Origin of the sequence: Rhizobium brockwellii (assembly GCF_000769405.2) — a bacterium.
Classification (GTDB): Bacteria; Pseudomonadota; Alphaproteobacteria; order Rhizobiales; family Rhizobiaceae; genus Rhizobium; species Rhizobium brockwellii.
In genome coordinates this window covers 14,415-41,064 of the sequence record NZ_CP053443.1, presented here as the reverse complement: position 1 = coordinate 41,064, position 26,650 = coordinate 14,415, and the positions used below count along the sequence as shown (strand labels likewise).

Sequence of the window (26,650 nt, the reverse complement as noted above, 5' to 3'; positions counted from 1 at the left end):
CATGCATGCCTTGGTAACAGGAGGGGCCGGATTTATCGGCAGCCATCTCTGCGATCGCCTTGTGGAAAAGGGTTATCGGGTAACCGCTATCGACAATCTTCATCTTGGCCGCATCCGGAACATAGACCATCTGCTGGACCGATCGGATTTTCGCTTCCATGAGCTGGATATGCTCGATCGGGAAGGCATGGATCAGCTCATTGCGGCGGACCGCCCCGACGCTGTTTTTCATCTCGCCGCCAATTCCGATATTGCCGCTGGCAATGCCAATGCGGAACTGGACCTCCGGCTGAACCAGCTGACGACGACGACGCTGCTGGCCATCATGCGCAAGCATGGGATCGACAGGCTTTTCTTCGCCAGTACTTCCGCCGTGTTCGGCGAAGCTGAAGGGAATATCGGCGAAAATCACGGTCCTTTGCGGCCGATCTCATTCTATGGCGCCAGCAAGCTTGCCGCCGAAGCCTATCTGTCCGTCTATGCGCTGTCATTCGGCATCAAGACACTGGTGCTGCGTTTTCCGAATGTCGTTGGGGAGCGCTCGACGCATGGAGCGATCTACGACTTCATCAACAGGTTGAAGGCTGATCCGAAGAGACTCCAGGTGCTCGGCAACGGAATGCAGACAAAGCCATATCTCTATGTCGGCGACCTGGTGGATGCGATTCTCCTCGCATGGGACAAGGCACCCGGCGCCTATGAAGTATTTCATGCCAGCGGCATCGGTGAAACGTCCGTTCGGGATATCGCCGAGATCGTGGTCTCGAAGGTCGCAGCCGGAGCCGCCATCGAATACGGCAGCGAGGACCGCGGCTGGCTGGGCGATGTGCCGCGCTTCAGCTACGACATAAGCCGGCTCGTCGCGTTGGGCTGGTCCCCACGCCGAAAATCAACCGAGGCCGTTGAACTTGCCGTCGAGCGGATCCTGGCGAATGGGTTCTGAAGACGCAATTCGCCAGGCCGTCATTATTGCCGGGGGCCTTGGAACGCGTGCTCGCAGCATGACAGCCGATGCCATTCCGAAGGCCCTTTTGCCGCTCGGTGGTGTCCCGATCATTCTCAGGCAGATTCGTGTGCTGGCCCGCGAAGGTGTTCAACATGTGCGCGTCCTTGGTGGTCACCTTGGCGGCCAGCTGCAACCTGCTCTTGCGCCGGAAGCTGAAAAGCTCGGCATCAAGATCGAGGTCTTCGTCGAGACGTCTCCGCTCGGCACAGCAGGCTGCTTGACGACTTTGGACACGACATCAGGCGACGTACTGATCGTCTACGGCGACATGCTTTTTGACATCGATCTGGCGACACTGGCGCGTCACCGTCATCAATTTCCAGCCGCTCTGACCATCATCGCTCACCCCAACGATCATCCCCGCACATCCGATCTCGTCGTCCAGAAGAGCGGTTATCTCCAGCGCCTGTTACCTCGCAAAACGCACCGCAATGCGGATTGGCGCAATCTGGTGCCGGCCGGTTTGTACGTAGCCTCAGACCAATTTTTTGAGGCGCTGGTGCCGGGCAATACGGCCGACATGATTCACGACGTTATTCCCGATCTCCTCGAGCGTTCCATTCCGATCGCGATTTACGATACGCCGGAATACATCAAGGATACCGGCTCGCCGAACCGCCACGCTGCCGCGGAGGAGGACCTTCGGCAAGACCGGGTTCATGCGGTGCATCTGTCAGTTAGAAGACCCGCGGTATTTTTCGATTGCGATGGCGTGCTCAACGAAGATGTCGGCGGCCATGGCATTATACATCCCGACCAGGTGAAGCTGATCGGCCGAGCCGGCCAAGCGGTGCGGCTCGCCCGCGAGGCCGGTTTCCTGACGGTTGCAGTCACCAACAGGCCGCAGGTCGCCAAAGGCCTGCTCGATGAATCCAGCCTGGATCATGTTCTTGGTCGCCTGGAGGCCGAGCTTGCCGAAGATGGCGGCGTCCTGGACCGTATCTATTTTTGTCCGCACCATCCGGACAAAGGATTTCCCAATGAGATCCCGGAACTCAAGATCAATTGTGCATGCCGCAAACCGGGCGATCTGATGATCCGCCAGGCAATGACGGAATTGCCGGTCGAAAAGTCGAAATCCGTCATCATCGGAGACAGCCTGCGCGATATAGGTGCGGCCCGCAAGGCAGGCATCTGGGCCTATGGGGTCCGAACGGGTTATGGCCTGCGGGATGAAAAGAGCTATCCTGCCGCGGAGGCAGATATTCCCCGTGCTGATCTTGTCTTCGACACGGTCTATGACGCCGTTCACTTTCAATGCAGTTATCAAGATATCGGGCAAGGGCTGTCCGGAGCCATTCATCAACGTCTTCCAAGTAAAGCAGGTCCGCTGCTCGTCAGCATCTGCGGCCGTTCCCGCTCCGGGAAAAGCACGTTTGCGCATGCGCTTGAGCGTATGCTCTCGGAATCGGGACGCCGGGTGCTGAGGCTGGAACTCGATCGCTGGATACTGCCGCTCGAATATCGCCGCCCTGATATGACTGCGGAACAACGCAACAGGGTCGAAGTCTATCCTGAGATCGTCAGCACGCTGCGTCGATCCGGACTGGTCGAGGCGCCCGGTTACGAAGCGGCAAGCCGTGGTCAGCGCAAGGGTACGACCACCTATGATGCGCGTGACGCCGAGGTCATTCTGCTGGACGGCATCTTTGCCGGACACAGGTCGATCCGCGAAGATGTCGATATGGCTGTGTTTGTCGAAGCGTCACAACAGACTTTGCTCACCCGCTTTCACAATTTTTACGCCTGGAAAGGCCTCACGGCAGCAGCGACCGACGGGCTCTGGGCATCGCGAATTCAAGACGAGTGGCCCAAGATCGATCTGCAGCGGGCATCGGCCGATATCGTCATCAATCTTGAGGAGGCAATCCTTTGATCGTTTCATCCGCACCTTTTCGGGTCAGCTTCGCCGGAGGCGGCTCTGACATAGCGTCCTACTACCGCCGTCAGGCGGGCGCGGTATTGTCTTGCGCGATCGCCAAGTACAGCTTCGTTATCGTGCATAGCTATTTCAACGAAAAGAAGTATCACCTCAAATATACACGCACCGAGCTCGCCGACACCCTTGAGGAGATCGCGCATCCGCTGCTGCGCGAGGCTCTGCGGATGCATCAGCTCGAGCCTGGCATCGAAGTTGCTTCGGTCGCCGACATTCCTTCGGGGACCGGCTTGGGATCATCCAGTTCCTTTTCCGTGGCGCTGATCAATGCGCTTTACGCCCACAGGTCGCGCTTTGCCTCCAAGGATCAGTTGGCGGAAGAAGCCTGCAAGCTCGAAATCGACATTCTGAAGGAGCCGATAGGCAAGCAGGACCAATATGCGGCCGCACACGGAGGATTGAACTTCATCGAATTTAATTCCAACGGCAGCGTCAACGTCCAGCCCGTCGTTCTCAGCTCCGAAAAGATGGCGGAACTCGAGAGCAACATCCTGCTGTTTTTCACAGGAAGCCAGCGCGATACGCGCTCGGTGCTGTCGACGCAGGTGCAAGCCATGGAGGCCGACGAGGAAAAATTCCGGACCGTCGAGCGCATGGTGCAGTTGAGTTACGAAATGCGTGACATCCTGATGGGTGGAGATCTCGGTGCGTTCGGCGAAGCCCTGCATCGCGGATGGATGATGAAAAGATCGCTGACATCGAAGATTACCAACAGCGCGATCGACGAGTTTTACGGGGCAGCACGTGCTGCCGGCGCAATCGGTGGCAAGCTTGCGGGTGCAGGCGGAGGCGGCTTCCTCGTTCTCTATTGCCCCAAAGATCGTCAGGAAAAGGTGCGGCAAGCGCTGTCGCAGCTGAAGGAAATCGAGTTTCGTTTTGACTGGAGCGGCGCGCGCATCGCTTTTGCACAGTAGAGAGTGTGAATGGCACCACGTCTCATCATCACCGGATCGACCGGCTATATCGGTGCAAGACTTGTCGCGATGGCGCGTGAGCGCGGCTTCGACGTGGTCGAGCTGGGCCGGCGGCCCGGCGCGACGTGGCGCATTGGCGATGAGCCTGCCGCGTCCGATCTGGAGGGCGGCGTTGCCGTCGTTCATCTCGCTCATTCCTGGGCTACTCCGCCGGAGGCGGCCGAAGAAGAAAACGTCAATATATCAGGCACCTTGAAGCTGGCGGAAGCGGCAAAGGCAGCCGGCGTGCCGCGCTTCGTTTTTGCCTCGTCCACCTCGTCCAGAAAAGTGGCGCTTAATGTCTACGGCCGGACCAAGTTCAGGATCGAAGACCATTTGGCTAGCAGCAAGGCAGCACCAATCGTCAGAATTGCGCGAATAGGGCTCGTTTATGGCGGCCCGCGCACTGCGATGTACGGCCTGATGGCGAAATTGGCGGCACTCAGTCCAATCCTGCCAATGATAGGGCTCAGCCGAAAAGTTCAGCCCATTCATCTCGACGAAGTGGCCGCAGGCCTGTTGGCGCTGGCGACCGGAGAAAACCAACCGCTGCAGACATTTGTGCTGGCGCAGGAAAAGCCCATAAGCTTTGCGGCCTGGCTCAGAATTCTCCGCCGTGCCCAGGGTAAGGGCAACCTTCATTTCATACCGGTTCCGCTGACCGCCGCACTCCTCGCTTGCCGCATGACGAAACTTCTCCCGTTGATTCCCACGGTCGATCCGGAACGCGTCTTGGGGCTTGCAGGCGCCGCACCGATGGAGAGCGGCGAGAGCCTCAGGCTCCTGAAGTTGAACCTGTCTGACCCGGCGACCGCGCTTGCCGGGGAATTCGACCAGACAGACGAGGAGCAATCGCGAAGTGAGGCACAGGCCCTGCTGCGATATTTAGGCATCGCGCCCACCGAAATACAGCTGCAGCGGCTTTGCGAAGGGCTGCGGCGTGAGGGATTGTCGCCGCTTGGCCTCTCCCCGGCAATGATCCGGCATCCTGGTTTGCTGGCCCTCTTTGAACCGCCGGCCAATCGAACACGGCATCGCCTCGCGCAGGCCCTTTATTTGGCCGACCTCGCGAGCGAACCGGAAAGGCGCCCGGGAAAAAAGGCCGGATTTTTCGGCGCGATACTGGCGATTTCCAGCGATGTCTTGCTCTTTCCGCTCCGCGCGCTTTTAGCGGGGAGATATCGATGAATGCGCCGGACGCCGACTTCATCATCATCGGCAGTGGACCTGCCGGCGTCTCCGCTGCGTTTCCTCTGATAGCGGCCGGACGCCGCGTTCTGATGCTGGACGGCGGGGATGATGCCGGATCGCAGGAGGAAAGCCGCAGCGTCCGCGTCCTCGGAAGCAATCTGGAATCGCTGCGAACGGACGATGGAAGTTCGCCGAAATTGCAGACCCCTGCTGCACGAGGAATTCTCGAATCTTTTCGAGACCAATCCGGCATAACCGGCAACGGCTTCTTCCCAATCGGCAGCCTTGCCCGCGGCGGTCTCTCCAATATCTGGGGAGCGCAAATCAGCTATCTCGATGCCGAGGACATCGCGGCTTGGCCGATAGACATCGCCTCCTTGCAGAGATCCTATGAGCATGTCGCCAAGCGCATCGGCATCAGCAGGAATGCGGATTCTGCGACAGGCGCTGACAGTGAGCCCGTCCTGCCACTTGGAGCGACAGCGGCCCATGTTCTCCATCGGCACCAGGCCGCAAAGCCGGCTGATGGATCGTTCCGACTTTTTCCCGCCATCAATGCCATACTTTCGGAGGCGAGGCCCGGCCGGGCGGCATGCGATCTGCGCGGCGACTGTCTCTATGGCTGCCCGAGCGGCGCGATCTATGACAGCAGGCAGGATCTGCTTCTGTTGCGAAAGTCTCCGCATTTTCGTTTGCTCGATAACATGCGGGCCGTCTCGTTGACACGCAGCTCGCGCTGGACAGTCGGAACGGCAGACGGATCGTCATTTTCCGCACCGAGGATAATTCTGGCCGCAGGAGTCCTTGGAACGGCTGCCCTGCTGGCCGATCTCCTGCCGCTTGGCGAGCAGGGACTGCGTCTCTTGAATAGCCCCACGCTGGCCGTTCCCCTGCTCTGCCCCACAAGACTGTCGCGTTCGCCGACGCCGACGCACAGCCTTGCGCAACTTGGCTTATCTCTGCGCTACGGCAGCGGCGCATCCGATTACGTGACGGGAGCGATCTATGAAGTCGGTTCCCTGCCAGCGCAGAGCTTCATCAACAGGATGCCGCTCGGCCGAAAGGCCGGTCGCGCCGCATTCGAGACTATCGCCAGCAGCCTCCTGGTGGCGACGATCTACTACCCCGGTGATCAAAGCCGGAGCTACATCCACCGAGATGCAGCGATGGGAAAGCGCCTGACGGTCAGCGGCGGCTTCGCAGAAGGTTTTGGCCTTCGCGCCGAGGCTTTGAAAAATGCGCTCCGCCGTGAATGGAAACGATTGGGACTCATTCAGCTCCCGGGCGCATCGCTGGCAGAGCCGGGTATCGATGCGCATTTCGCCGGCACTTTGCCTATGGGCGCAACCGGGGCATTCGGCACCTCTTCGGACGGCGAATTGAATCACCACCCCGGCCTCTACATCGTCGACGGTTCGATTATTCCTGATTTATCCTCGAAATACATCACGATGACGATCATGGCCAATGCCGACCGCGTCGCCCACCGCCTCGCCGCAACGGAAGCAAAGCCGGCGCTCTGAACAAGAACACGCGGGAAAAATTCGTCTGCCGTTCAAGCTCTCAATTGCGGCAATGCATCGCCGGCGAGCGACAAGAGCGGCTCGTAGTCGGCTTCGGAAAGCACTGAAAAATCAATGAGGCCGAGCGTGGCGCGCATGGCAGCCAGCGATGGCTCCTTGATGGCGGCGCTAAGCGCATTTCGCAGCAGAATGACTGTCTCCTCCGATGCATCGCCGGAGGTGATGAAGGGCAGACCGGGGCCTTTGGGCGTTTCGGCGATGATGCGGACCGCTTGGAGATGGCCGGGATCGAAGCGGCGAATATTCGCATAGGTGACGCAATCGATGGCGGCACTCTCCGCCCTGCCTTCGACAACGGCGGTGATGCTGCCGCGGTGGCTGCCGGTTTCGATAATCCGGCCGAAGAAGCGGCCGTCGCCGGCAAGCGGCGAGACTGCCGCGCGAAAGAGGTTGCTGCCGGAATTGCTGTCGGGGCTGTTGATCGCAGCCGAGGTGCCGCGCAAATCCTCCAGCGAGCGAAGCGGAGAATCCTTGCGGACGATGATGAAGCTGCGCATCAGCGGACCGTCGCAGCCGGGATGGCCATAGATCGGCGTCGCCACCAGGCGGACCCTGCCTCGCAGGCTCCTGACAAAGGGATAGCCGCATGCCTGCGAGAGAAGAAGATCCGGCCTCAGCCAGGCTTCGTCGTAGGGAACCGTCCGATCGAGCTTTTCAGGCAACCCCCCGAGGCCGGCATTCGAGAGATAGTGCCGGAGGAACGACCATAGCTCAGCCGTCGCATCTGCGAGCGGCTCCGATGTGACATACATGGCGATGCTGACGAGAGGCATTCTGGTCTTTCCCTGCGACGAGGCGCAAGCATCGACTAGATCAGGCAATGCCGCCGAGGCATACATATTTGAGCTCGGTATATTCGTCCAACCCGTGCCTTGACCCTTCGCGGCCGAGACCTGACATTTTCACACCGCCGAATGGAGCCTCGGCTGTGGAGACAAGACCGGTATTGACGCCGACCATCCCATATTCGAGCGCTTCGGCCACACGAAATACCCGCGACAGATCGCGGGCGTAAAAATACGAAGCAAGCCCGAACTCGGTGTCGTTTGCCTGTTCGATGACGTCCTGCTCGTCGCGGAAACGAAAAAGCGGTGCAAGCGGCCCGAAGGTTTCCTCGCGAGCGACCTGCATGCCGGCAGCGACATCGCGCAGGATTGTCGGCTCGAAGAAATGGCCGCCAAGCGCGTGACGCTTGCCGCCTAAGACGATCCCGGCACCCTTTGTAACGGCATCGCTGATATGGCTTTCAACCTTGGCGACGGCGTTGTCGTCGATGAGCGGGCCGAGCACCACGTCACGGTCGAGACCATTGCCGACCTTCAAGCCCGAAACCGCCGCGGCGAGCTTGGCGGCAAACGCCTCGTAGACGCCATCCTGGACATAAAGCCGATTGGCGCAGACGCAGGTCTGGCCGTTGTTGCGGAACTTGGCGATGAGCGCGCCTTCGACGGCAGCGTCGAGATCAGCGTCGTCGAACACAATGAAGGGCGCATTGCCGCCAAGTTCGAGGCCGAGCTTTTTGATCGTCGGCGCGCATTGCCGGTAAAGCAGCTCGCCCGTCCGGGTGGAGCCGGTGAATGTCAGGACCCGAACATCACGGCTTGCCGTCAGCGCCCCGCCAATTGCCGCTGCGTCGCCCGTGACGATGTTGAGAAGCCCCGGCGGCAGGCCGGCACGCTCACCGAGAACGGCGATCGCAATTGCGGAGAATGGCGTCTGCAGCGCCGGCTTGAGAACGACGGCACAGCCGGCGGCCAGCGCGGGGCCAATCTTGCGGGTGATCATCGCGTTCGGAAAGTTCCAGGGCGTGATCGCCGCCACCACGCCTGCCGGCTGGCGCAGAACGAGGATCCTTTTGTCGGCCTGATGTCCCGGGATGGTCTCGCCGTTGATGCGTCTCGCCTCTTCGGCGAACCATTCGATGAAGCTCGCACCATAGGTGATCTCCCCCTTGGCTTCGGCCAGGGGTTTTCCCTGCTCCAGCGTCAGGATCATCGCCAGATCGTCGTGGTTTTCGATAATCAGCCGGTGCCATGCCTTGAGAACGGCGGCGCGCTCCCCGGCGGTCTTCTTCGCCCAAAGCTTCTGGGCAATCACCGCGGCGCGAATGGCGTCCTCCGTTTCCGCCGCACCGAGGTCGGGGACCACCCCCAGCGCCTCGCCTGTCGCCGGATTGCGGATCGTCGCCGCCTTGCGGCCTTCCGCTTCGATCCAGCGATCGGCGATTGGGCATGCCTGACGGAACAGCGAGGGATCATTGAGCTTCATATGACAACTTTCAACAGAATACGTGAGCGGCACCGGGATCGAAATTCAGATGGACTATATCGCCACGGCTGAGCCCCGCGATAGCCTCGTGACCGAACGGCAGGCGTACCGCCAGTGCCTCGCCCGTCGCCGTCTCGGTCGAGACGTGAATATTGTTGCCGAGGAAGGTAATGTCGCTGACCGTCGCGGCAAGACCCGCTCCCGCCGCCTGGTTTCGCGACAATCGAATGCGCTCAGGCCTCAGCATCAGGGCTGCCCTCGTCCCGGAGGTTCCTTTTCCATGCACCGGAATATGATTGAAGACGCTCCCGCCGCCAAGCGAAATGGTGGCCTGCCCATCGGAGGATGACAGCAGGTCGCATGAAATGAAGTCGCTGTCGCCGATGAATTCTGCAACGAAGCGGGTCCGCGGATTGGCGTAGAGTTCCGGGCCTGTCCCGATCTGGTCGATGACGCCCTTGGAAAAGACGGCGATGCGGTCGGAGAGCCGCAGCGCCTCCTCCTGGTCGTGCGTGACATAGAGGATCGTTACTTCGGTCTGCTGATGGATCCGGCGTATCTCATGCTGGATTTCCTCGCGCAGCTTCTTGTCGAGCGCCGATAGCGGCTCGTCCATCAGAAGCACCGGCGGATCATAGGCAAGGGCTCTGGCAAGGGCGACACGCTGCTGCTGGCCGCCGGACATTTGTGCGGGCTTGCGATCCTCGAAGCCTTCGAGCCTGACGAGGCGCAGCATCTCCTTCACCTTGCTGTCGACCTCGGCCTTGGACTTGCGCCTGACCTTCAGCGGGAATGCGATGTTTTCGCCCACCGTCAGATGCGGAAACAGGGTGTAGCGCTGGAACACCATGCCGATGTTGCGCTTGTGCGACGGCGTGTCGAGCAGGGTCTTGCCCTCCAGCGTGATGTCGCCTTTCGTCGGAGTTTCAAAACCGGCCAGGATGTAGAGGGTGGTGCTTTTCCCAGATCCGGACGGTCCGAGAAAGGTCAGGAACTCCCCGCGCCGAACGTCGAGATTGACGTCGTGAACGGCGACGACAGGGCCGTATTCCTTGCGTATTCCGTGGATCTGAAGGAATGGTTCTTTCATTGTTTCAGTACCTTACGCACGACGGCAACCAGCGCCATCAAGATGATCGTCAAAAGGATGAGAAGGGTCGACGCCGCAGCGACAACGGGCGTCAGGTCCTGCCGCAGCGTCGCCCATACTTTTACCGGCAGCGTCTGCAGGGTCGGGCTGGACATGAAGATCGCCACCACCACCTCGTCCCAGGATGTCAGGAACGAGAAGACGGCCGCCGAAAACAGCCCATGGCTGATCGCAGGCAGGGTGACCCTGATCTTTGCTTCCAGAGGCGAGGCGCCGCAGAGAACCGCCGCATCCTCGATCGACTTGTCGAAGCCCTCCAGCGCACTTGAGATGGAGAGGATCGAGAAGGGCAGCGCAAGAACGAGGTGCGAAATGACGAAGCCTACCAACGTGCCGCCAAGGCCTATCCTCAGGAAGAAGGCATAAAGGGCAACCGCAAGAACCACGACGGGGAGGATCATCGGCGTCAGGAACAGCGCTTTCAGCGCGTCGCGGAACAGGAACGATCCGCGCACCAGCCCGAAGGAGGTCACGAGCCCGAGCAGCACCGACAGGATCGTCACGATGACCGCGATCTTGAAGCTCGTCCAGGCCGATTCCAGCCAGCGCGGATCGGCAAAGAGCTCACTGTACCATTGAAACGTCCAGCCGGGCGGCGGAAAGATCAGCCACTGCGAAGAGCCGAAGGAGAGCGCCGCGATAAAGACGATCGGCAGCAGCAGGAAGGCCGCGGTCAGAAGCGTGATCGTCAGCAGGATGTATTTCCACCAGCCGAGGCGGTCAAAATTGAGCAACATGTCAACGCCCTCCCGGGTTCTGGTTGCCGACGAAGCGCAACTGTACGGCATAAAGCGACAGGGTCACCACGAGGAGAACCAGCGCCGCAGCACCTCCCATTCCCCAGTTGACCAGCGACTGCACGAATTGCGCGATCAGCTCTGCGAGCATCATGTTCGCGGTGCCGCCGAGAAGCGACGGCGTGACGAAATAACCAAGCGACATGACGAAGACCATGAGGGCACCGGCCGCCATGCCGGGCATGGCCAAGGGCAGCAGGACACGGGTCAGGCACTGCCACCGGTTGGCGCCGCAAAGTGCTGCAGCCTGTAGGGTCGACGGGTCGATCTTCCTGATCACGCCGTAGAGCGGCAGGATGATGAAGGGCAGCATGATATAGGTCATGCCGATGGTGACCCCGGTCAGGTTGTTGACCAGTGCTAAGGGCTTGTCGATCAGTCCCATTCCAATCAGCATCTTGTTGATCAGCCCCGTCCGCTGCAAAAGCACCATCCAGGCGTAGGTGCGGGCAAGCAGGTTGGTCCACATCGACAGGAGCAGGATGGCAAAGATCACCGACGTCAGGCGCCTGGGCATGATGGCCAGCGCCCAGGCAACGGGAAATCCGATCAGCAGCGAAATCACCGTGACGAGACCCGAGACGATGAAGGTGTTGGCGAAAATCTTGAGATAGGTCGCGGATCCGATCAGCTGCGCATAGTTTCCAAAGCCCGGAACAGGTTCCAGCACGCTGCGCAACAAGAGCACCGCCACCGGCGCGATGAAAAAGATCGTCACGAAGGCGAGAGCCGGAAGGACCCCGCCGAACCCTGTTGCCCTGCGCACCTTTGGCAGGGGCGCAATTGCGCCGGAGGCATCGCTATATGTCGACATGACAGTCCTTCCCACCCGTCAATTTCCACAGGCGCCGAGGTCGTACAAACGGGCACGGGCGCTGCGGGAGGCACGGCGAACATTCGCCGTGCCCATCCGTCTCAAGTTTCAGGCTATTTCGCCTGCCAGGCGTACCACTTCTCGCCGATGGCATCGCGATTGTCCGCCCAGTAGTTCATGTCGGCATTCACCTGGCTGGCCGTCTGCTGATCCGGCAGGGTCTTAGCCGTCTCCGGATCCATCAGCTTGGCCGAGTCAACGTTGATTGGCGCATATCCGGTGGCTTTTGCAAGGGCGGCCTGCGGTTCGGCCGAGGTCGCCATTGCAATGAACTTCATCGCGGCTTCCACGTTCGGCGAACCCTTCGGCACGACGAGCGAATCCGCAGCGGTGATGTTCTGTTCCCATGAGGTCTCGGTCTTGATACCGCTCGCCGCAAGCGCGGTCATGCGGCCATTCCAAATGCTGCCGAAGGGAGCCTCGGCGGATGCCAGAAGCTGCTGCGACTGTGCGCCGCCCGACCACCAGACGATATCCGATTTGATCGTATCGAGCTTCTTGAATGCGCGGTCGAGATCAAGCGGATAGAGCTTGTCGGCGGCCACGCCGTCGGCAAGCAGCGCCGCTTCGATCACGCCGGGAGCCGACCACTTGTAGAATGTGCGCTTTCCCGGAAACTTAGCCGTGTCGAACAGGTCCGCCCATGTCTTCGGGCAGGCGCTGACGGCATCGGCATTGCAGCCGATCACGAAGGAATAATAGAAGCTGCCGACCGAATAGTCGGTCACGAAGCGCGGATCGAGCTTGGATTTATCGATGACGGAGAAATCGAGTTTCTCGAGCTGGCCATTCTTGCCGGCCTGGGCGGCATAGTCGCCCTCGACGTCGACCACGTCCCAGGTGACCTGGCCGGCCTCGACCATCGCCTTGAGCTTGCCGTAGTCCGTCGGTCCGTCCTGTACGACGGTGATACCGGTCTTCTCCGTGAACGGGCTGGCCCATGCGGCCTTCTGCGCGTCCTGGGTCGTTCCTCCCCAGCTCGAAAAGACCATGTTGTCGGCGTGCGCCGGTCCGGACACAGCCACGAATGCGGCAACTGCCGCGACAGCAAATGTTGTTTTCATGTTCCCTTATCCTTGTTCTGGTTTGTCCTGTATGCCTTATGCCGTCAGTGCGCCTCGCTCCTGGGAGAAAAGTTAGCTGGCTTCATAATCTTGTTTTCCGCCACTTCGATCAGATCGCGGATCTTGGGCAGAAAGGCCTGCCACCGGGGATCGGCCAGAAGCCTCTGGCGCCTCGCCTCCCGGTCGTCCAGGCTCGCAAAGGCCCAGATGTGAACGATCTCGTTGATCGTCCCGATCTCCGAAAAGAAGTAACCGACGAGCGTGCCGAGATGGCTCTTCTGGATCTCGATCCCCTCTTCCTCGACGACCTTGAGATATTGCGGGATCGTGCCGTTCTTCAGCCGATAGGTGCGGATCTCGTAAAACATCGGCGCTACCTCATCACGAAGGGATCGGGGATCGGATCGTCCGATGTCCTGAGCCAGATCGTCTTTGTGCGGGTATAGTCGAGCGCCGCGGCCATGCCGCCTTCCCTGCCATGGCCAGACAGGCTGAAACCGCCGAACGGCGCGATCGGTGATACCACGCGGTAGGTGTTGACCCAGACGATCCCGGCACGGAGCCCCTTCATCAGCCGGTGCGCCCGGGTCAGGTTTTGGGTGAAGACGCCGGAAGCCAGGCCATAACGGGTATCGTTGGCGAGCCGCAGCGCCTCGGCCTCCGTCTCGAATGACACGACGGACAGGACCGGCCCGAAGAATTCCTCGATCAGCGACGGCGAGGCGACACCGTCGCAGTCGAGAATCGTCGGCGGGAAATAATAGCCGTCGCCGTCGATCTTGCGCCCTCCCGTGACGAGGCGGGCGCCGCTTTCAATCGACTTGGCGACGAGGGCGCCGATATTGTCCTGCTGGCGCTTGGTGGCAAGCGGGCCGACTTCGGTCGCCATATCGAGCGGCGCGCCGATCCGGATTGCCTCCGCCTTCTCGCGCAGCAGGGCAACGAATTTATCCTTGATGCTGCGTTCGACGATGAGGCGCGATCCGGCAACGCAGCTCTGCCCTGTCGCGGCGAAGATGCCGGCGACCTGGGCGTTGGCAGCGCTCTCGAGATCTGCGTCGGCAAAGACGATGAACGGCGACTTGCCGCCAAGTTCAAGCGAGGTGGAGGCGAGGTTTTCGGCCGAGTTGCGAACGACGTGCCGGGCGGTTTCAGGGCCGCCGGTAAAAGCGACGTGGGCGACCTTCGGGTGCCGGCCGAGGGCGGCGCCGCAGGAGGCGCCGAAACCGGTGATGATATTGACGACGCCGGCGGGAAAGCCTGCCTCGTGCACGAGCCGCGCAAATTCGAGAAGCGGCGCCGGCCCGTCTTCCGAGGCCTTGACCACCATCGTGCAGCCGGCCGCCAGCGCCGGGCCGATCTTCACCGCCGACAGGAAAAGCTGGCTGTTCCACGGCACGACCATCGCAACGACGCCGATCGGCTCGCGGCGAAGCCAGACATCCATGTCAGGTTTGTCGATCGGCAGGTAGGCGCCTTCGATCTTGTCGGCGATTCCGGCATAGTAGCGATAGTATTCGGCGACATAAGCGATCTGCGCCGAGGTTTCGCGGATGATCTTGCCGGTGTCGCGCGTCTCCAGTTCCGCGAGGACCTGCGCGTTGGCGGCAACCAGATCGGCCAGCTTGTAAAGCAACTTGCCGCGTTGGGTGGCCGTCATTTTCGGCCAGGGGCCTTCGTAAAGCGCCCTGTCGGCAGCTTTTACAGCCCGATCGACATCGCCCTCGCGCGCTTCGGGCATCTCCGCCCAGACCGCGCCGGAGGCGGGATCGATACTCGGATAGCTGGCCTCGCCATCTGAAAATTCGCCGTCGATATAGTGCTGGAAACGCCGCATGGTCTTACTCCTGAAATGCCGGCATGACCTCGGTGATGAAACGCTCGAGCGACGCCTTCTTGCGCTCGAAGCTCATGCCGGTGTCGATCCAGAAGGAATATTCGTCATAGCCGAGCACTTCATACGCCTTGAGCCGGTCGATGACGGTCTGAGCGTCGCCAACGACATTGTTGGTGCGCATGACCTGGTCCGACAGCATGGCGTTTGCTCTGATCTGTTCGTCCGGGATCCGCTCGATCAGACCCTGGGTAATCGGCTTCTCATTCTTGAACCAGGCGAAGAAGTAATTGTAGTAGACGCTGAGCTCATGGGCGGCCTGGGCGACATCGTCTTCTGACGAGCCGACATAGGTATGGCGCAGCAACATGATCTTGGGCCGCTCGATCTCGGGATGTTTGGCGCAGGCGTCGTTGAAGCGCTCCATCAACGACTGAACCTCGTCGTCGCCCTGCCAGAGGGGCGTGACCTGAACGTTGCAGCCGTTGGCGACGGCAAATTCGTGCGAGTTCGGATCGCGCGCGGCCACCCAGATGGGTGGGTTCGGCTGCTGCAGCGGTTTCGGCGCCGAGGTGGTGGAAGGGAATTTGAAGAATTCCCCGTCATGGGCGTAGTCGCCGGCCCATATGCCCTTGACCGCCGGGATGAGCTCGCGCATGCGCTGGCCGGCACCCCAGGCATCGAGGCCGGGCAGCAAACGTTCATATTCAAAGGAATAAGCCCCGCGCGCGATACCGATATCCAGCCTTCCGTCGCAGATGATGTCGGCCATGGCGGCCTCGCCGGCGAGTTTGATCGGATGCCAGAAGGGTGCAATCACCGTTCCCGTCCCAAGCCGTGCCCGCGATGTGCGCCGCGCCAGATCGGCAATGGTCACGAACGGGTTGGGCGCAATGGTGAAATCCATGCCATGGTGCTCACCCGTCCAGATCGCGTGCATCCCGCCCTTGTCGGCGATCTCGCAAAGCGCGACGAATTCCTCGTAGAGGCTCTTATGGCTTTGGCTGGCGTCGAGCCGCTCCATATGGACGAAGAGGGAGAATTTCATGCTTTTGCGTCCTTGGCTGGAATTGGGTGAACAGTGCCGCCGGTCTCGTCGCCGAAATAGACGCCGAAATTGCCGATCGAACTTTCCATCGCAAAACGGCTGACGATATCGGCTGTCGAACTGGTCTTGAACTTTGCCGCAACCAATGCGTCAGGCTTCAGGAACCTGCCGCCGGCAGGCTCGCCCTCTCCGGCAACGGCGTGATAGACAATGTGCTGCTTGCCGTCGCTCTTGCCCTCATAAACCGAATAGAGAAAGCCGATGCTGACCTTCAGCCCGGTGAGTGTTTCCAGGTATTTTTGCAGTGCCTCGGTCGGGCTGCCGTCATGGGCGTCGACGCTGGGCAGGGAGAGCACATCTTCGCCGAGCAGCAGAACTTCCCCGCGACGTTCGACGACGGCTGCAAGTTCCATATTGCCTTCGCTTGCCGCGGACACCGCCTTGCTTGCCAGCGTCGGCGTGAAGTAACCGCCACGCGCATAGCCGAGACCGTTGCGGCCGCTATTGTCGAAAGCTTCGATGCGACCCATCAAGATGACGTGGTCGCCAGCCTCGATGACCTCTTCCATGGCGCATTCGAACCAGGCCGCCACGTTCGAGAATATCGGGCAGCCTGCCGATCCCCTCGCCCACTCGACCGCCGCAAATCTATCCTCGACCGGTCGCGCAAAGGTGTTCGACACGTCTTTCTGCGTTTCCGAAAGCACGTTGATCGCAAAATGCTGCGCTCCGGTCATGATGGCGAAATTGCGCGACGTCTTGGCAAGGCAGACGAGGAGAAGCGGTGGATTGAGCGAGACCGAGGTGAAGGAGTTCGCCGTGAAGCCGATCGGATGTCCATCCCCGTCGCAGGCGGTGACGACAGTCACCCCGGTCGGAAAAGCCCCGAATGCATCTCGCAGTGCTCTTGGGTCGACAGTCTGGATTTTCATCGTTCATCCTCCCCGAACGATAGCCACTCAGCGAGCAGCGAATTGACGATATCAGGCGCGGTCAGGTTCACCATATGACGATGCCCTTCGACGATGCGGGCGTAGCCCCGCGGCGCAAGCTCTGCCATTTGCGTCGCCATCAAGGGCGTCGAGTTCGGATCATCGGACCCCGTCAGAAACAGGGCCGGACCAGCTACGTCTTTCCAGCCGTCAGCATAGGTCTCGTCTCCTCCCGCGAAAGCGGCGTAAGCGACGGCATATCCTTGGGGATCGACGAGGTTCAGCCACTTTCGCGTCAATTCACGCGCGGTGACGCTGTCCGCATCTTCGCCGAACCAACGGGCCAGAGGGCCTTCCTTGTCGACGCCCGATACCGGAATGGCCGCGGCGCGCGCAAGGACGGCGGCCTTTGCTTCAGGATCACGCCTGTAGACGCCGTTGAGGTAGGCGACGCGGCTGATCCGCTCGCCAAAGGTCGCGGCCGCCCCTCCTGAAACCAGTGCGCCCATCGAGTGCCCGACGACATTTGCCGTGTCGATTGCCATCTCGTCGAGAAAGCGTCCGAACCAGGCGACGAACTCCTCGAGCCGACTGCCCGCCGGCAGCTTTGCGCTCTCGCCATGTCCCGGCATATCGACAGCGATGACGCGATGGCCTGCAGACAGGAATGCGATCTGCGGAGCCCAGGCCTCGAGCCGCATGCCGACGCCATGAATGAGAACCAACGGCTCGCCGCTGCCGGCCTCATGATAGGCCGTTCCGCTTGCCGTCGCCTTTCGGGGCAAGGCACCGGCGGCGTTCGTTGCTGCAGCGGTGCGTGTGGTCGATCCGGCTGTCAGCATCTCAGAGCGCTCCTTCAAACGCCCGCGGGATTGGCAACGTCCTGCCCCAGGTCTTTCAGATCCTGGTAGCGGTCGCCGATGCGGTGATGCGGGCGCCCGCCTATCGAAGCACCGAGAGCCACGACGATCTCATCGGCGGCAGGCGCGTCGGGGATCGACGTCTGGATGGTCAGGTAGTGCGAACGGCGGCCTTCATCATTCTTGTCCATCAGCGGGATCATGATCGGCGCATTGGCCGGACCGCGTGTGTTGCAGAAGGCGAGATAGGACTTGGCGCCGACGGCCTGGCGATAAAAATTGCCGAAACGCAGCGTATGAATGAGCGCGGACCCGTGTTCGATCTCGCCGTCCAGACCGACGACAGCGGACTTTCCATATCCTTCGACAGCATCGCCGGCCCCGACAGCATCGATGATCATCTTGGTCAGCAGCTCGCCGAGCACCGGAGCGCCTGCGTGAATTTCGGGCTTGAGGTCGTCGACAAAGCCGCGACCCGCCCAGGGATTCTTCACGACCGCGAAGGCGGTAAACAGCTTCAGCGGAACCGCCGCGGCCTTGCCGCCTTCGATCAACGTGGTTTCAATCTGCAGTCCCGTCTTGCGAATTTGAATGGCCATCGAGCACCTCATTTCTCAATTTCGTATTATGGTATACCATAATATATGAGTGTCAAGTTGGTTGCTGCGAGGCGCAGTTCAGGCCGAGGCGGAGATTTTGAATTTGGCGCGCGTGCGAACCTTCGACTCCCCGGGCGGCGGCGCTTACTTCCCTTCAGTGCGTTGTCAGCTGACAAACGAAATGGTGGCGCCCCGCGGAGACAGGGCGAGTCCAGTAGTCACAGTCATCCCAGTTCATGGTACTGCCTTATATATTACTTAATATGGCATACCATCACATTGGACAAAGTTGGGTGTCAAGCGGGTAGTATGGATTCCGCAGAATTGCGCGGAACATCATCGCGAATGCCGGGAGTGATATCGGCAGCCGAGCTTTGCCGGGGCCTGCGGGGAAGCTGCAGTGGGGCCTCTCGTGCCTAGTCGGCAGGCTTCTTCGCCGACAGCACGGCTTCGGCAATCGCGCTCGCGGCGGCGACGTGATCCATCGCCGCCCGGTAAGCCCCCTCGCCGTCACCGCGGCGGATGGCGTCGACGATCTTCGACATCTGCAGCGGTCCTTCGATGCCGCGCCTCTCCGTCTTGATCGTCATCGAGCGCAGGTGGTTGATGCGCACGGTGAGGAGATTGACGACACCCCAGGCAACGTTTCTGTCAACCATGGTGAACAGCGTCTGATAGAAGGAAGAGGTGTTCGTCAGCACAGCGGCCATATCGTTGTCGCGGTAACTGTTGCGGATCCCGGCCAAAGATTCCTCCAGTGCGGCGACAATCTCCGGGCTGCGGCGCTCCGCGCACAACCGCGCCGCCATGCCTTCCAGCGCGCCACGGATCTCATAGATCTGTTTGGCTTCGTCGATGTCGAGCTGCGCGACGATCGGCCCCTTGTTCGGCAGATTGGCGACAAGCCCTTCCGATTCAAGATGCCTCAGAACCTCGCGCACGACTGTTCGGCTGACGCCGAGCTGGGCGCAGAGGTCACGCTCGACAAGGCGGTCTCCGGGACGAAAATATCCGTTGACGATGGCTTCGCGGACCTTGTCGAGCGCCAATTCCCGCAAGGTCTTTGCAGGACGCTCGACTCTAATTGCGTCCTTCAGAGCGCCGCTCATTCTGTACCTCAGTGTTGGACTTTGCACGCTCAACTTCCGCCGCGGCAGCCGAATGCAAGAATCGTATTATGGCGTACCAGATACTGTAGCTGTCGGCGCCCGGCAATTCAACAAGCGCCGTGCGGACCTATACCGCCGCGCGTATTTTCAGACGCGCAAAGCACGCTGTAGCACTTTGATCTGCTACCTACATGTCGCGAGCTAGCCTCTGGAAACGATCTCCTTGACCACGGCCTCGGCCTGCACCCGGATATCCGGAACGGCCGTGATCTCCCAGAATTGTCCTGCCGTCAGGGCGCCGACCGCAAATAGTCGGGCAGGCGATATCCGGGACGGGGCTATCACCTCGGAAGCGGCATCCACCTGGATCCCGAGGCCAAGAGGATCGGGGACGATCAACTCAAAGCGGCTCATTTCCTTCAAAAGCGGTGAATGACTGATCCCGGCCCGCTCCATTCCCGTGCAGTTGACGAGCCAGTCTGCCCTGATCTCGGCGATTTCGCGCGTCGCTCTGACCCTGTAGCCGGCAACGAGCCGGCCCTCCTCGGCCCCGAGCGATTTCAGGAAACCCGCGTGGAAACGAACGGTTCCGTCTAAGATCAGTTTCTCAAACCTGTCGAACACGTCAGGCGCGACCCGGTGACGATGGATGTTCCACCAGGGAAGCGCATGCCTGAGGAAGCGTGCGCGCTCCTCGCTCGAAAGCCGTTGCCAGAGAGCCTGCGTTGCAGGCCTCAGACCGTCCATCACGGCTCGCCAGTCGGCAACCGTCCTGCTCTTCGCACGCAGGGTCTTCAATATGCCGCTGATCGTATCCGGAAGCGCCTGAACGTCGATCGGCAGAGGCACTGGCGGCTTCCAAGCGTGCCCGAGGGGTGCGAGCCCGCGCCGCGAAAGCACATCGATCCTGCCGCGGTGGCCATGGGCGCGAAGCGCCAGCACCTGATCGATCATCGTCAGGCCGGATCCTAGGATACACACCGCATCGGATGGTGCGACGCGCCTCAGCCACGAAAGCCGCCACGGGTTCTCGATGATCCGCGATCGCAGCGATGGCGGAATTCCGTCCGGAGCGACCGGAAGGGTCGCGTTCCCGACGCCGAGGCAGAGCACCACGGTCTTCCCGGCAATCTCGTCACCGTTGCCGAGATGGAAGGCCAGCGTGCTGCTGTAACGTTCAACGCATCCCGCTGCCTTAGCCTTGATGAAATCGACCCGGCAACGGCCGTCCCGCTTTCGAAGCAACCGTGCAAGCGTATCGCGGACATAAAGACCATAATCGCTGCGCGAGGCGAAATCGCCGGCCTGCAACGGACGGCCATGGCTTTTAAGCCAGTCGACAAAGTCGTCGGGTTGATGCGGCAAAAGGCTCATGCGGCCGGCCGGAACATTGAGGCGATGGAGATAGAGCTCCGTTCGGTACGCCGTCCCGCGGCCGAAGCCAGGATCGTCGCCGACGACGGCGACCTTCGCCGAAGCGGGAAGCTGCTCGATGAGATTGCAGGTAACCGCTATCGCTGAAAAACCGGAACCGACCACGATAACATCATATGCCAAATGCATTCTCCCTGAAGCTCAGAGCGTCATCGAGACATTTCGTCATTCAAGCCCAATGTCGCTCGCCGGTCCCTGTTGATCGCACAAGCGGCAGAATCACGAAACAATTATCTCTATTGTCTATAAATATAGTTTGTTATTTCTCCCGCTAGCCCCTCCCCAACCATTACGCTTTTGAGGGTGAGATCAAGGGCCGTCCGGCCCTGAACAAAGGGGCTCAAGATGAATTTCAGGAATTTGGTTGCCGCGATCGCCGTCGGCGTCGGCACTTTTGCAACGGCTGTTGTCGCCGAAGCGGCGGACAAGAAGGTCGTTGTCGCCTATCAGACCGACGCCTTGCCGTCTTCCGTGGCGATCGCCAATGGCGAATTCGCCAAGGAGACGGGATACGAGATCGACTTTCGCAGGTTCAATTCGGGCGCCGAAATCTTCGCCGCCATTGCCTCCGGCGACGTCCAGATCGGCTATGTCGGCTCCAGCCCATTTGCGGCAGCAGTGTCACGCGGTCTCGAGGTCAAGGCCTTTTACCTCGCCTCCATCTCGGGCATCGACGAGGCTCTCGTCGTCCGCAACGGCTCCGGTATCGAAAGCCTGAATGATCTGAAGGGCAAGAAGCTTGCTGCCGCGCCGGTATCCACGGACCACTATCAGCTGCTGGCGCTGATCAAATCGCTGGGCCTGACCGAAAAAGACGTTCAGGTCTTCGCCATCCCCCAGCCCGAAATCGTCGCCAGCTATAATCGCGGCGATATCGATGGCGGCTTCGTCTGGGATCCGGCGCTCACCGAACTGAAGAAGAACGGGAAGGTTCTCGTGACCTCCAAGGACGTGGCAGACAAGGGTGCACCGACATTCTCCGCCTGGGTCGCGGCCTCGAAATTTGCTGCCGACAACCCGGACTTTCTGAAGGGCTTCGCTTCGGTCATCAACAAATACTACGCGTCCTTCGCATCGGACAAATCCGCCTGGGGTCCCGACAGCGACAACGCCAAATCACTTGCCAAGCTTCTCGGCGGAACAGCTGACCAGCAGGCCTCGGCCCTGAAGAACCTCACGCTTCTGACACCTGAGGTCCAGGCATCGGATGCCTGGCTCGGCGGCGGCGAAAAGGCGGGTGCCGGCAAGATTCTCAAGGACACGGCATCGTTCCTGAAGGAACAGGGCAAGGTTTCCGATGTACAGGCGAATTACGGCGCCTTCGTCACCGCAGATGCCCTCACCGGCGTCAGCAACTGATCCTCCCCAGCGCCGGCGCGGCTTACCGCGCCGGCATCGAACTTGCGAGCGGCAACATGCTTAAAGTCGATCACGCCAGCGTTTTCTTCGCAGCCCGCGACGGGCGGACCGTTCACGCGCTCGATCGCGTTTCCTTCGATATTCCCGAACGGGGCTTCGTCGTCGCACTCGGTGCTTCGGGATGCGGCAAATCAACCCTTCTCAACGCGATTGCCGGCTTCCTTCCGCTTTCGGATGGCCGGTTCACGCTCGATGGCCGCGCGGTCGAACAACCCGGCGCAGATCGTGGCGTCGTTTTTCAGAAAGACTCGCTGCTGCCCTGGAAATCGGTGATCGACAATGTCGCGCTCGGTTTGAAATTCGCCGGGGTCAAGCGCAGGGAGCGCCAAGCGCGCGCCCTGGAGCTGCTCCGGCTCGTCGGTCTCGACGAATTCGCCGGCGCTTTTCCCTACGAGCTGTCGGGCGGCATGCGCCAGCGTGTCGGCATCGCACGGGCTCTGGCGACAAATCCCGACATCCTGCTGATGGACGAGCCGTTCGGCGCACTCGACAGCCTGACGCGCGAGCAGATGCAGGAACTGCTGGTTTCCATCTGGGATAAGACGGCAAAGAAGGTCTTCTTCATCACGCACTCGATTGAAGAGGCCTTGTTCCTGGGCACGCAGGTCCTGGTCATGTCACCTCGACCGGGGCGCGTCGTGGCACGCTTCGATCTGGATTTCGTTCGCCGCTTCGCCGAAACCGGCGACGCCCGATCGATCAAGGCGTCGCCGCAATTTGCCGAGCTGCGCGAGGAGATCCGCGCCATTCTCCACAGCACCGAAGACCTCAGGAGCGCCGCATGAGCGATATAGTGCAGGCACCGTCGATTGCGGCTGGTAGTGAGGACCGCCAGGTCAAGCTGGTGAAAATGGCGGGCTTTGGAGCCGGCGAGAAATCGACGGCGGCCATCAGCATTGCGACAGCGCTGGCCATACTGCTTTTGTGGTGGGTCGTCTCTGCGCTCGGTGTCGTTCCACACCTGTTTCTGCCGCGTCCTGACGAGGTGCTGACACAGATCGGCGCCATCTATCGCGACGGTTACGCAGGAGCGTCGCTGTCCGAGCATGTTTTTGCAAGCCTGTTCCGCATCGTCGTCGCCGCCCTCATCGCCGTCTCCGCCGGCATTCCGCTCGGCTTGCTCATGGGCCTGAACCAATGGGCAAAAGGGGTGCTCGACGCGCCGATCGAGTTTTACTGGCCGCTTCCGCCGCTCTCCTACCTGCCGCTGATGATCATCTGGCTCGGCATCGGCGAGACGTCGAAGATCACGCTGCTGGTGCTTGCGATGTTCGCACCGATCTGCCTCTCGGCCCAGGCCGGCGTCCGTGCGCTGCCGATCGAGCGCGTCAATGCCGCGCGTTCGCTGGGCGCGAGCCGGCTGCAGCTCTTCCTTGATATCGTCCTGCCGTCGGCCCTGCCCGAGATCCTCACCGGCATTCGAATTGCGCTCGGTGTCGGCTGGGGTACGCTGGTTGCGGCTGAATTGATCGCCTCCACGCGCGGGATCGGTTTCATGATCATGTCGGCTTCACAGTTCCTGGCGACCGACGTCGTCTTCGTCGGTATCGGCATCATCGCGATCTGCGCGTTCACCTTCTCGGCCGCCATCCGGTTTCTGGAGGCGTACCTCGTGCCCTGGAAGGGCAAGCTCTGACCGGAGGGCGCCAGGGAGCGATATTCAGTGGCTTCCTGCCGCGGCGTTCAGCCCGTGTATGGCGACGAGCTCGGCTGCGACCAGCTTCTGAAGCCGCCATAAATTGCGGTCCCGGATGCCACGTTCTTCCAGATGTTTCACCGTCAGATACAGATACTCGGCGCAGGAGCCCATGTGTCCGCAGGCTCTCGCAAGCACCTGCGCCACCGTCTCCAGCGGCAATTTGCGGGAAACACGCTCGCCTTTCGGACCAGCCCAAAAGACCAGCGCGCGCACCAGCCCATGTGCGGTCGCGACCGGGATCCAGCGAACCGTCGCTGCGTCTTCGATCGTGCCGACCTCACGGCGGATCAACCGCCGAATCTGGCCAAGGCGATCATCATCGGCAAGCCTGAAGACGATGCCGTTGCAACGTCCACCACGATCAAGTGCCATCATCAGTCCCGGCTGGGACCGCGTTCCCCGCCAGCGGGTCATCTGCAGGCAGAAGGAGCGATGCCACCCTCTTGTTGCGCCATGCTGCGATTCGACGGCGTCGAAGTCCGGCTTCCATATCAATGATCCATAGGCGAAGATCCAAAGCGGGGCGCCGGTAGACTCATGGAGAAGCCGGTTGGCGAGCATCTCCACCTCGGCTTCGGTCAGCGGTTTTCGATGTGGCTCGGGGCCGACATCGATCGCGGGGCGAAGGCTCAGCGATACGAGCTCGTCCGTCAGAGCCATTGTTGATCCGGTCATCAAGAGTTTGCTTCCCCGGATCGTCACCAGCTTATGCTCCCGGATATCCGTCATGCGTCAGTGCACCGTAAATCTGGCCGCATCGGCCTGGCGCCGCTGCAGGCTGCGTATCAGCATCGCGGCCTCCCTGACGATTGCCGAAAACGTCGCATCATCGGCCTCTGCGATCCTTCCCGTCATCTTGCGGATGATCGTCGTCAAATGAATGATGGAATGGCGATGCTGCGGATCTTCCGATCCCATTTCGGTATCTGCCATGGCGAGCAGCGTCTGCACCAGCCGCTCCATGGTTTGGCGGCGCCGGGTCCTCGGGTCGGCATTCGGATCTTCGCTAAGGCGCAGCAGGTCGGCGACAATGTCGGACATTGCGATTCCACTCACATAGCAAAAGCCGGCGGCATGGAAACGACATGCCTTCGACCGCGCGTTTGCGTCTTCAAGCCCTCCAGCAATCGGTAGCCGTTGCGCCAGCGGCCAAAGCCGCTGGCAACATTGATGTGCCCGGCAAGGCCGATATTCCGGGTCTCGGCGTTCCACAGGCGACCGAACAGGGTCAACCGATCGACCGTCATGTAGGCATCGTTCATGCTGCCGACGACGATGCTCGGGAAAGGCAAAGGCGCCGTCGGCATGCCGCCAAACGAGATATGCCCCGGATGCAGGTTTTCCGTGGCCGGCAGATCGCATGGAGCAACGAGCAATGCTCCTTTGACGCGCCGCGCTGCGCTTCGCCCGGCCAAATGGGCGGCAAGCAGGCATCCGAGACTATGGGCAACCAGATAGGCCTCGCCGGTCTCTTCAAGCGCGCCTTCCAGCCGCAGCAGCCAGTTGTCAAGGTTCGGATGATCCCAGTCGTCCTGAACGACGCAACGACTGCCCGGCCGATCTTGCAGCCAGTGCTGTTGCCAATGCCCTTCTCCCGAGCCGAAAAGCCCGGGAAGAATAAGTACATCGATCATCTGCCGGCATCCTCTCTGAAGCCGCGCGCCGGTCTTTTTCCCGATCGGGGCAAACATCTGACCTCACTCATCAGACCAGCCCGATCACCAGGGCGAACAGGAATGTGAAGGAGCTGACGATCGTGCAGATTCCGGCCGCATGCCCGAAATGCGACATGACGCTGCCTTCCGCTCCTCTCGCACCGTGCCGACGCAGGTCGGTCTCAACGACAATCGCCATCACACCGTTCTCCTCAATACCAAAGGCCGGGCATGGTGCCCCAATAATGGAGTTCGTATTCGCGGGCGGACCGGTCGCGCTCGTCGTCCCGCGCACGCAATCCGTTTACAGGCTCGCGCGCAGCCGGCGTCTTCGGCTCCAGCAGCCGGCCTATCGTGAGTTTTAGCCAGAAGTGGAAATCAAGCTTCATGCGAACCTCCTGTCAGGAACCGGTATTCTTCGGTTAGGAAATCAGCGAATGACGTTGTGCATTGGCGAGTAGAACGTGAAGCGATGCCGTCGGTCCGTAGAGCATCAGCAGGCGGTTCTCCTCGCGTTTGGCGAGACGATATCGTCGAGCGAATTCGAAGACGCTCCACAATTGATCGCTTGGCCTCGGCGTTTCCGCATCGGTGATCGTTGCTTCCTGAGATCGAGCCATCGCGGCGACTCCTACCCGGCTGCCGCCAGAGCCGGATTTGTGCGGGGAAAGAAGGCCGCCAATTCGCCGATCACTTCGTTGATGCGGGCCAATAGCGCGTCGGATGAAACCACATAGTCTGTGAAATCGCGATCGGACGCATAAACGGCGGTCGGCAAGGTGTGGGCCATGAAAAACCCGAACAGCGGCCGAAGCTGATGCTCGACCATCAACGCATGCCGGTCACCGCCGCCGGTTGCCGTGATGATGATCGGCTTGCCCCGAAGTTCGTGGGGGTCGATCAGGTCGATCAGGTGCTTGAAATGGCCAGGATAAGAGCCCTTATAGGTCGGCGAGCCGATGATCAGGGCATCGGCCTGCACGATCTCGTCGACGACACGCCTGGCCTGCGCGTCGAGATCCTTGCGCCATAAGGCGCTGCCCAGCGACGGACCGACATCGTGCAGATCATAGGTCTTGCTGGTAAATCCGTAGCGAATGCTCGCACGTTCGGCGACGTGCCGCACAAGTGCCAATGTCTTCGATGGACGGTTGAAGCTGCCAGCGATGCCGACGAGTTTGAAACCTGACATGGTTTTTCCTCTCTTTGCGTTGCCCCAACTATTGTCTACAAAAT

The 26,650-nt window shown here is 60.8% G+C and carries 29 protein-coding genes; 8 read left to right on the top strand and 21 right to left on the bottom strand.

Annotation, left to right across the window (positions count from 1 at the left end):
* Position 1: 1 nt before the first annotated feature.
* Genes RLCC275e_RS31780 through RLCC275e_RS31760 form a run of 5 tightly spaced genes read left to right on the top strand, consistent with a single transcriptional unit; the run spans position 2 to position 6,612 of the window.
* Complete coding sequence (locus RLCC275e_RS31780; RefSeq protein ID WP_033184246.1) at positions 2-943, top strand: NAD-dependent epimerase/dehydratase family protein; 942 nt, start codon at positions 2-4, stop codon at positions 941-943.
* Positions 933-2,882 (top strand): HAD-IIIA family hydrolase, encoded by a 1,950-nt coding sequence (locus RLCC275e_RS31775; protein ID WP_033184247.1) that lies wholly within the window; start codon positions 933-935, stop codon positions 2,880-2,882. Before RLCC275e_RS31780 ends, RLCC275e_RS31775 begins: the two co-directional genes overlap by 11 nt.
* Positions 2,879-3,859, top strand: a complete 981-nt coding sequence (locus RLCC275e_RS31770; RefSeq protein WP_033184248.1) for a GHMP family kinase ATP-binding protein — start codon at positions 2,879-2,881, stop codon at positions 3,857-3,859. Before RLCC275e_RS31775 ends, RLCC275e_RS31770 begins: the two co-directional genes overlap by 4 nt.
* A 9-nt stretch (positions 3,860-3,868) precedes the next feature.
* Entirely contained in the window at positions 3,869-5,086 is a 1,218-nt protein-coding gene (locus tag RLCC275e_RS31765) for an NAD-dependent epimerase/dehydratase family protein (protein WP_033184249.1), read from the top strand.
* Positions 5,083-6,612 carry an FAD-dependent oxidoreductase gene (locus RLCC275e_RS31760; protein WP_033184250.1) on the top strand — a complete coding sequence of 510 codons (1,530 nt, stop codon included), beginning with the start codon at positions 5,083-5,085 and terminating at the stop codon, positions 6,610-6,612. The genes RLCC275e_RS31765 and RLCC275e_RS31760 overlap by 4 nt, the downstream gene beginning before the upstream one ends.
* Before the next feature lie 32 nt (positions 6,613-6,644).
* On the opposite strand, the gene RLCC275e_RS31755 is transcribed toward RLCC275e_RS31760, so the two are convergent.
* From RLCC275e_RS31755 to RLCC275e_RS31690, 14 genes are all read right to left on the bottom strand, one after another.
* Complete coding sequence (locus RLCC275e_RS31755; RefSeq protein WP_033184251.1) at positions 6,645-7,445, bottom strand: phosphate/phosphite/phosphonate ABC transporter substrate-binding protein; 801 nt, start codon at positions 7,443-7,445, stop codon at positions 6,645-6,647.
* 40 nt (positions 7,446-7,485) lie between these two features.
* On the bottom strand, positions 7,486-8,940 hold the full coding sequence (locus tag RLCC275e_RS31750; protein ID WP_033184252.1) for an NAD-dependent succinate-semialdehyde dehydrogenase: 1,455 nt from the start codon (positions 8,938-8,940) through the stop codon (positions 7,486-7,488).
* 10 nt (positions 8,941-8,950) lie between these two features.
* Entirely contained in the window at positions 8,951-10,030 is a 1,080-nt protein-coding gene (locus RLCC275e_RS31745; RefSeq protein ID WP_033184253.1) for an ABC transporter ATP-binding protein, read from the bottom strand.
* Positions 10,027-10,827: an ABC transporter permease gene (locus tag RLCC275e_RS31740; RefSeq protein ID WP_033184254.1), complete on the bottom strand. Its 801-nt coding sequence runs from the start codon at positions 10,825-10,827 to the stop codon at positions 10,027-10,029. Before RLCC275e_RS31740 ends, RLCC275e_RS31745 begins: the two co-directional genes overlap by 4 nt.
* Before the next feature lies 1 nt (position 10,828).
* Positions 10,829-11,701 (bottom strand): ABC transporter permease, encoded by an 873-nt coding sequence (locus RLCC275e_RS31735; protein ID WP_033184255.1) that lies wholly within the window; start codon positions 11,699-11,701, stop codon positions 10,829-10,831.
* A gap of 113 nt (positions 11,702-11,814) precedes the next feature.
* Positions 11,815-12,825: an ABC transporter substrate-binding protein gene (locus tag RLCC275e_RS31730; RefSeq protein WP_033184256.1), complete on the bottom strand. Its 1,011-nt coding sequence runs from the start codon at positions 12,823-12,825 to the stop codon at positions 11,815-11,817.
* 44 nt (positions 12,826-12,869) lie between these two features.
* Positions 12,870-13,193 (bottom strand): NIPSNAP family protein, encoded by a 324-nt coding sequence (locus RLCC275e_RS31725; protein ID WP_003538302.1) that lies wholly within the window; start codon positions 13,191-13,193, stop codon positions 12,870-12,872.
* A gap of 5 nt (positions 13,194-13,198) precedes the next feature.
* Positions 13,199-14,662: an aldehyde dehydrogenase gene (locus RLCC275e_RS31720; protein WP_033184257.1), complete on the bottom strand. Its 1,464-nt coding sequence runs from the start codon at positions 14,660-14,662 to the stop codon at positions 13,199-13,201.
* Positions 14,663-14,666: 4 nt separating this feature from the next.
* Entirely contained in the window at positions 14,667-15,707 is a 1,041-nt protein-coding gene (locus RLCC275e_RS31715; RefSeq protein WP_033184258.1) for an LLM class flavin-dependent oxidoreductase, read from the bottom strand.
* Positions 15,704-16,639 (bottom strand): flavin reductase family protein, encoded by a 936-nt coding sequence (locus RLCC275e_RS31710; RefSeq protein WP_033184259.1) that lies wholly within the window; start codon positions 16,637-16,639, stop codon positions 15,704-15,706. The genes RLCC275e_RS31715 and RLCC275e_RS31710 overlap by 4 nt, the downstream gene beginning before the upstream one ends.
* Positions 16,636-17,481, bottom strand: a complete 846-nt coding sequence (locus RLCC275e_RS31705; protein WP_033184260.1) for an alpha/beta fold hydrolase — start codon at positions 17,479-17,481, stop codon at positions 16,636-16,638. The genes RLCC275e_RS31710 and RLCC275e_RS31705 overlap by 4 nt, the downstream gene beginning before the upstream one ends.
* A gap of 14 nt (positions 17,482-17,495) precedes the next feature.
* Positions 17,496-18,098 carry an amino acid synthesis family protein gene (locus tag RLCC275e_RS31700; RefSeq protein ID WP_033184261.1) on the bottom strand — a complete coding sequence of 201 codons (603 nt, stop codon included), beginning with the start codon at positions 18,096-18,098 and terminating at the stop codon, positions 17,496-17,498.
* Between the two features lie 416 nt (positions 18,099-18,514).
* The gene (locus tag RLCC275e_RS31695) at positions 18,515-19,207 is read right to left on the bottom strand and encodes a GntR family transcriptional regulator (RefSeq protein ID WP_033184262.1); all 693 of its coding nucleotides are present in this window, start codon (positions 19,205-19,207) and stop codon (positions 18,515-18,517) included.
* Between the two features lie 201 nt (positions 19,208-19,408).
* Positions 19,409-20,770 carry an FAD/NAD(P)-binding protein gene (locus tag RLCC275e_RS31690; protein WP_033184263.1) on the bottom strand — a complete coding sequence of 454 codons (1,362 nt, stop codon included), beginning with the start codon at positions 20,768-20,770 and terminating at the stop codon, positions 19,409-19,411.
* Between the two features lie 216 nt (positions 20,771-20,986).
* On the opposite strand from RLCC275e_RS31690, the gene tauA reads away from it, so the two are divergent.
* From tauA to RLCC275e_RS31675, 3 genes are read left to right on the top strand one after another with little or no spacing between them, the layout of a single operon-like run.
* The gene (tauA, locus tag RLCC275e_RS31685; protein ID WP_130671322.1) at positions 20,987-22,000 is read left to right on the top strand and encodes a taurine ABC transporter substrate-binding protein; all 1,014 of its coding nucleotides are present in this window, start codon (positions 20,987-20,989) and stop codon (positions 21,998-22,000) included.
* Between the two features lie 56 nt (positions 22,001-22,056).
* Positions 22,057-22,845: a taurine ABC transporter ATP-binding protein gene (locus RLCC275e_RS31680; RefSeq protein ID WP_033184264.1), complete on the top strand. Its 789-nt coding sequence runs from the start codon at positions 22,057-22,059 to the stop codon at positions 22,843-22,845.
* A complete protein-coding gene (locus tag RLCC275e_RS31675; protein ID WP_033184265.1) occupies positions 22,842-23,696 on the top strand; it encodes an ABC transporter permease subunit in 855 nt (284 codons plus the stop codon). Before RLCC275e_RS31680 ends, RLCC275e_RS31675 begins: the two co-directional genes overlap by 4 nt.
* 24 nt (positions 23,697-23,720) lie before the next feature.
* Here the strand turns inward: RLCC275e_RS31675 and RLCC275e_RS31670 are convergent, their stop codons facing one another.
* From RLCC275e_RS31670 to msuE, 7 genes are all read right to left on the bottom strand, one after another.
* Entirely contained in the window at positions 23,721-24,488 is a 768-nt protein-coding gene (locus RLCC275e_RS31670; protein ID WP_011654270.1) for a gamma-glutamylcyclotransferase, read from the bottom strand.
* A 3-nt stretch (positions 24,489-24,491) separates the two neighbouring features.
* Positions 24,492-24,800, bottom strand: coding sequence for a hypothetical protein (locus RLCC275e_RS31665; protein WP_028743214.1), 309 nt, complete (start codon positions 24,798-24,800; stop codon positions 24,492-24,494).
* Between the two features lie 11 nt (positions 24,801-24,811).
* On the bottom strand, positions 24,812-25,393 hold the full coding sequence (locus RLCC275e_RS31660; protein ID WP_033184338.1) for an RBBP9/YdeN family alpha/beta hydrolase: 582 nt from the start codon (positions 25,391-25,393) through the stop codon (positions 24,812-24,814).
* A gap of 70 nt (positions 25,394-25,463) precedes the next feature.
* Positions 25,464-25,613 carry a hypothetical protein gene (locus RLCC275e_RS31655; RefSeq protein WP_165402105.1) on the bottom strand — a complete coding sequence of 50 codons (150 nt, stop codon included), beginning with the start codon at positions 25,611-25,613 and terminating at the stop codon, positions 25,464-25,466.
* 13 nt (positions 25,614-25,626) lie between these two features.
* The gene (locus tag RLCC275e_RS31650) at positions 25,627-25,803 is read right to left on the bottom strand and encodes a hypothetical protein (protein WP_165402842.1); all 177 of its coding nucleotides are present in this window, start codon (positions 25,801-25,803) and stop codon (positions 25,627-25,629) included.
* 33 nt (positions 25,804-25,836) lie between these two features.
* Complete coding sequence (locus tag RLCC275e_RS31645; protein ID WP_033184266.1) at positions 25,837-26,034, bottom strand: hypothetical protein; 198 nt, start codon at positions 26,032-26,034, stop codon at positions 25,837-25,839.
* An 11-nt stretch (positions 26,035-26,045) separates the two neighbouring features.
* Positions 26,046-26,606: an FMN reductase gene (msuE, locus tag RLCC275e_RS31640; RefSeq protein WP_033184267.1), complete on the bottom strand. Its 561-nt coding sequence runs from the start codon at positions 26,604-26,606 to the stop codon at positions 26,046-26,048.
* Positions 26,607-26,650 lie beyond the last annotated feature (44 nt).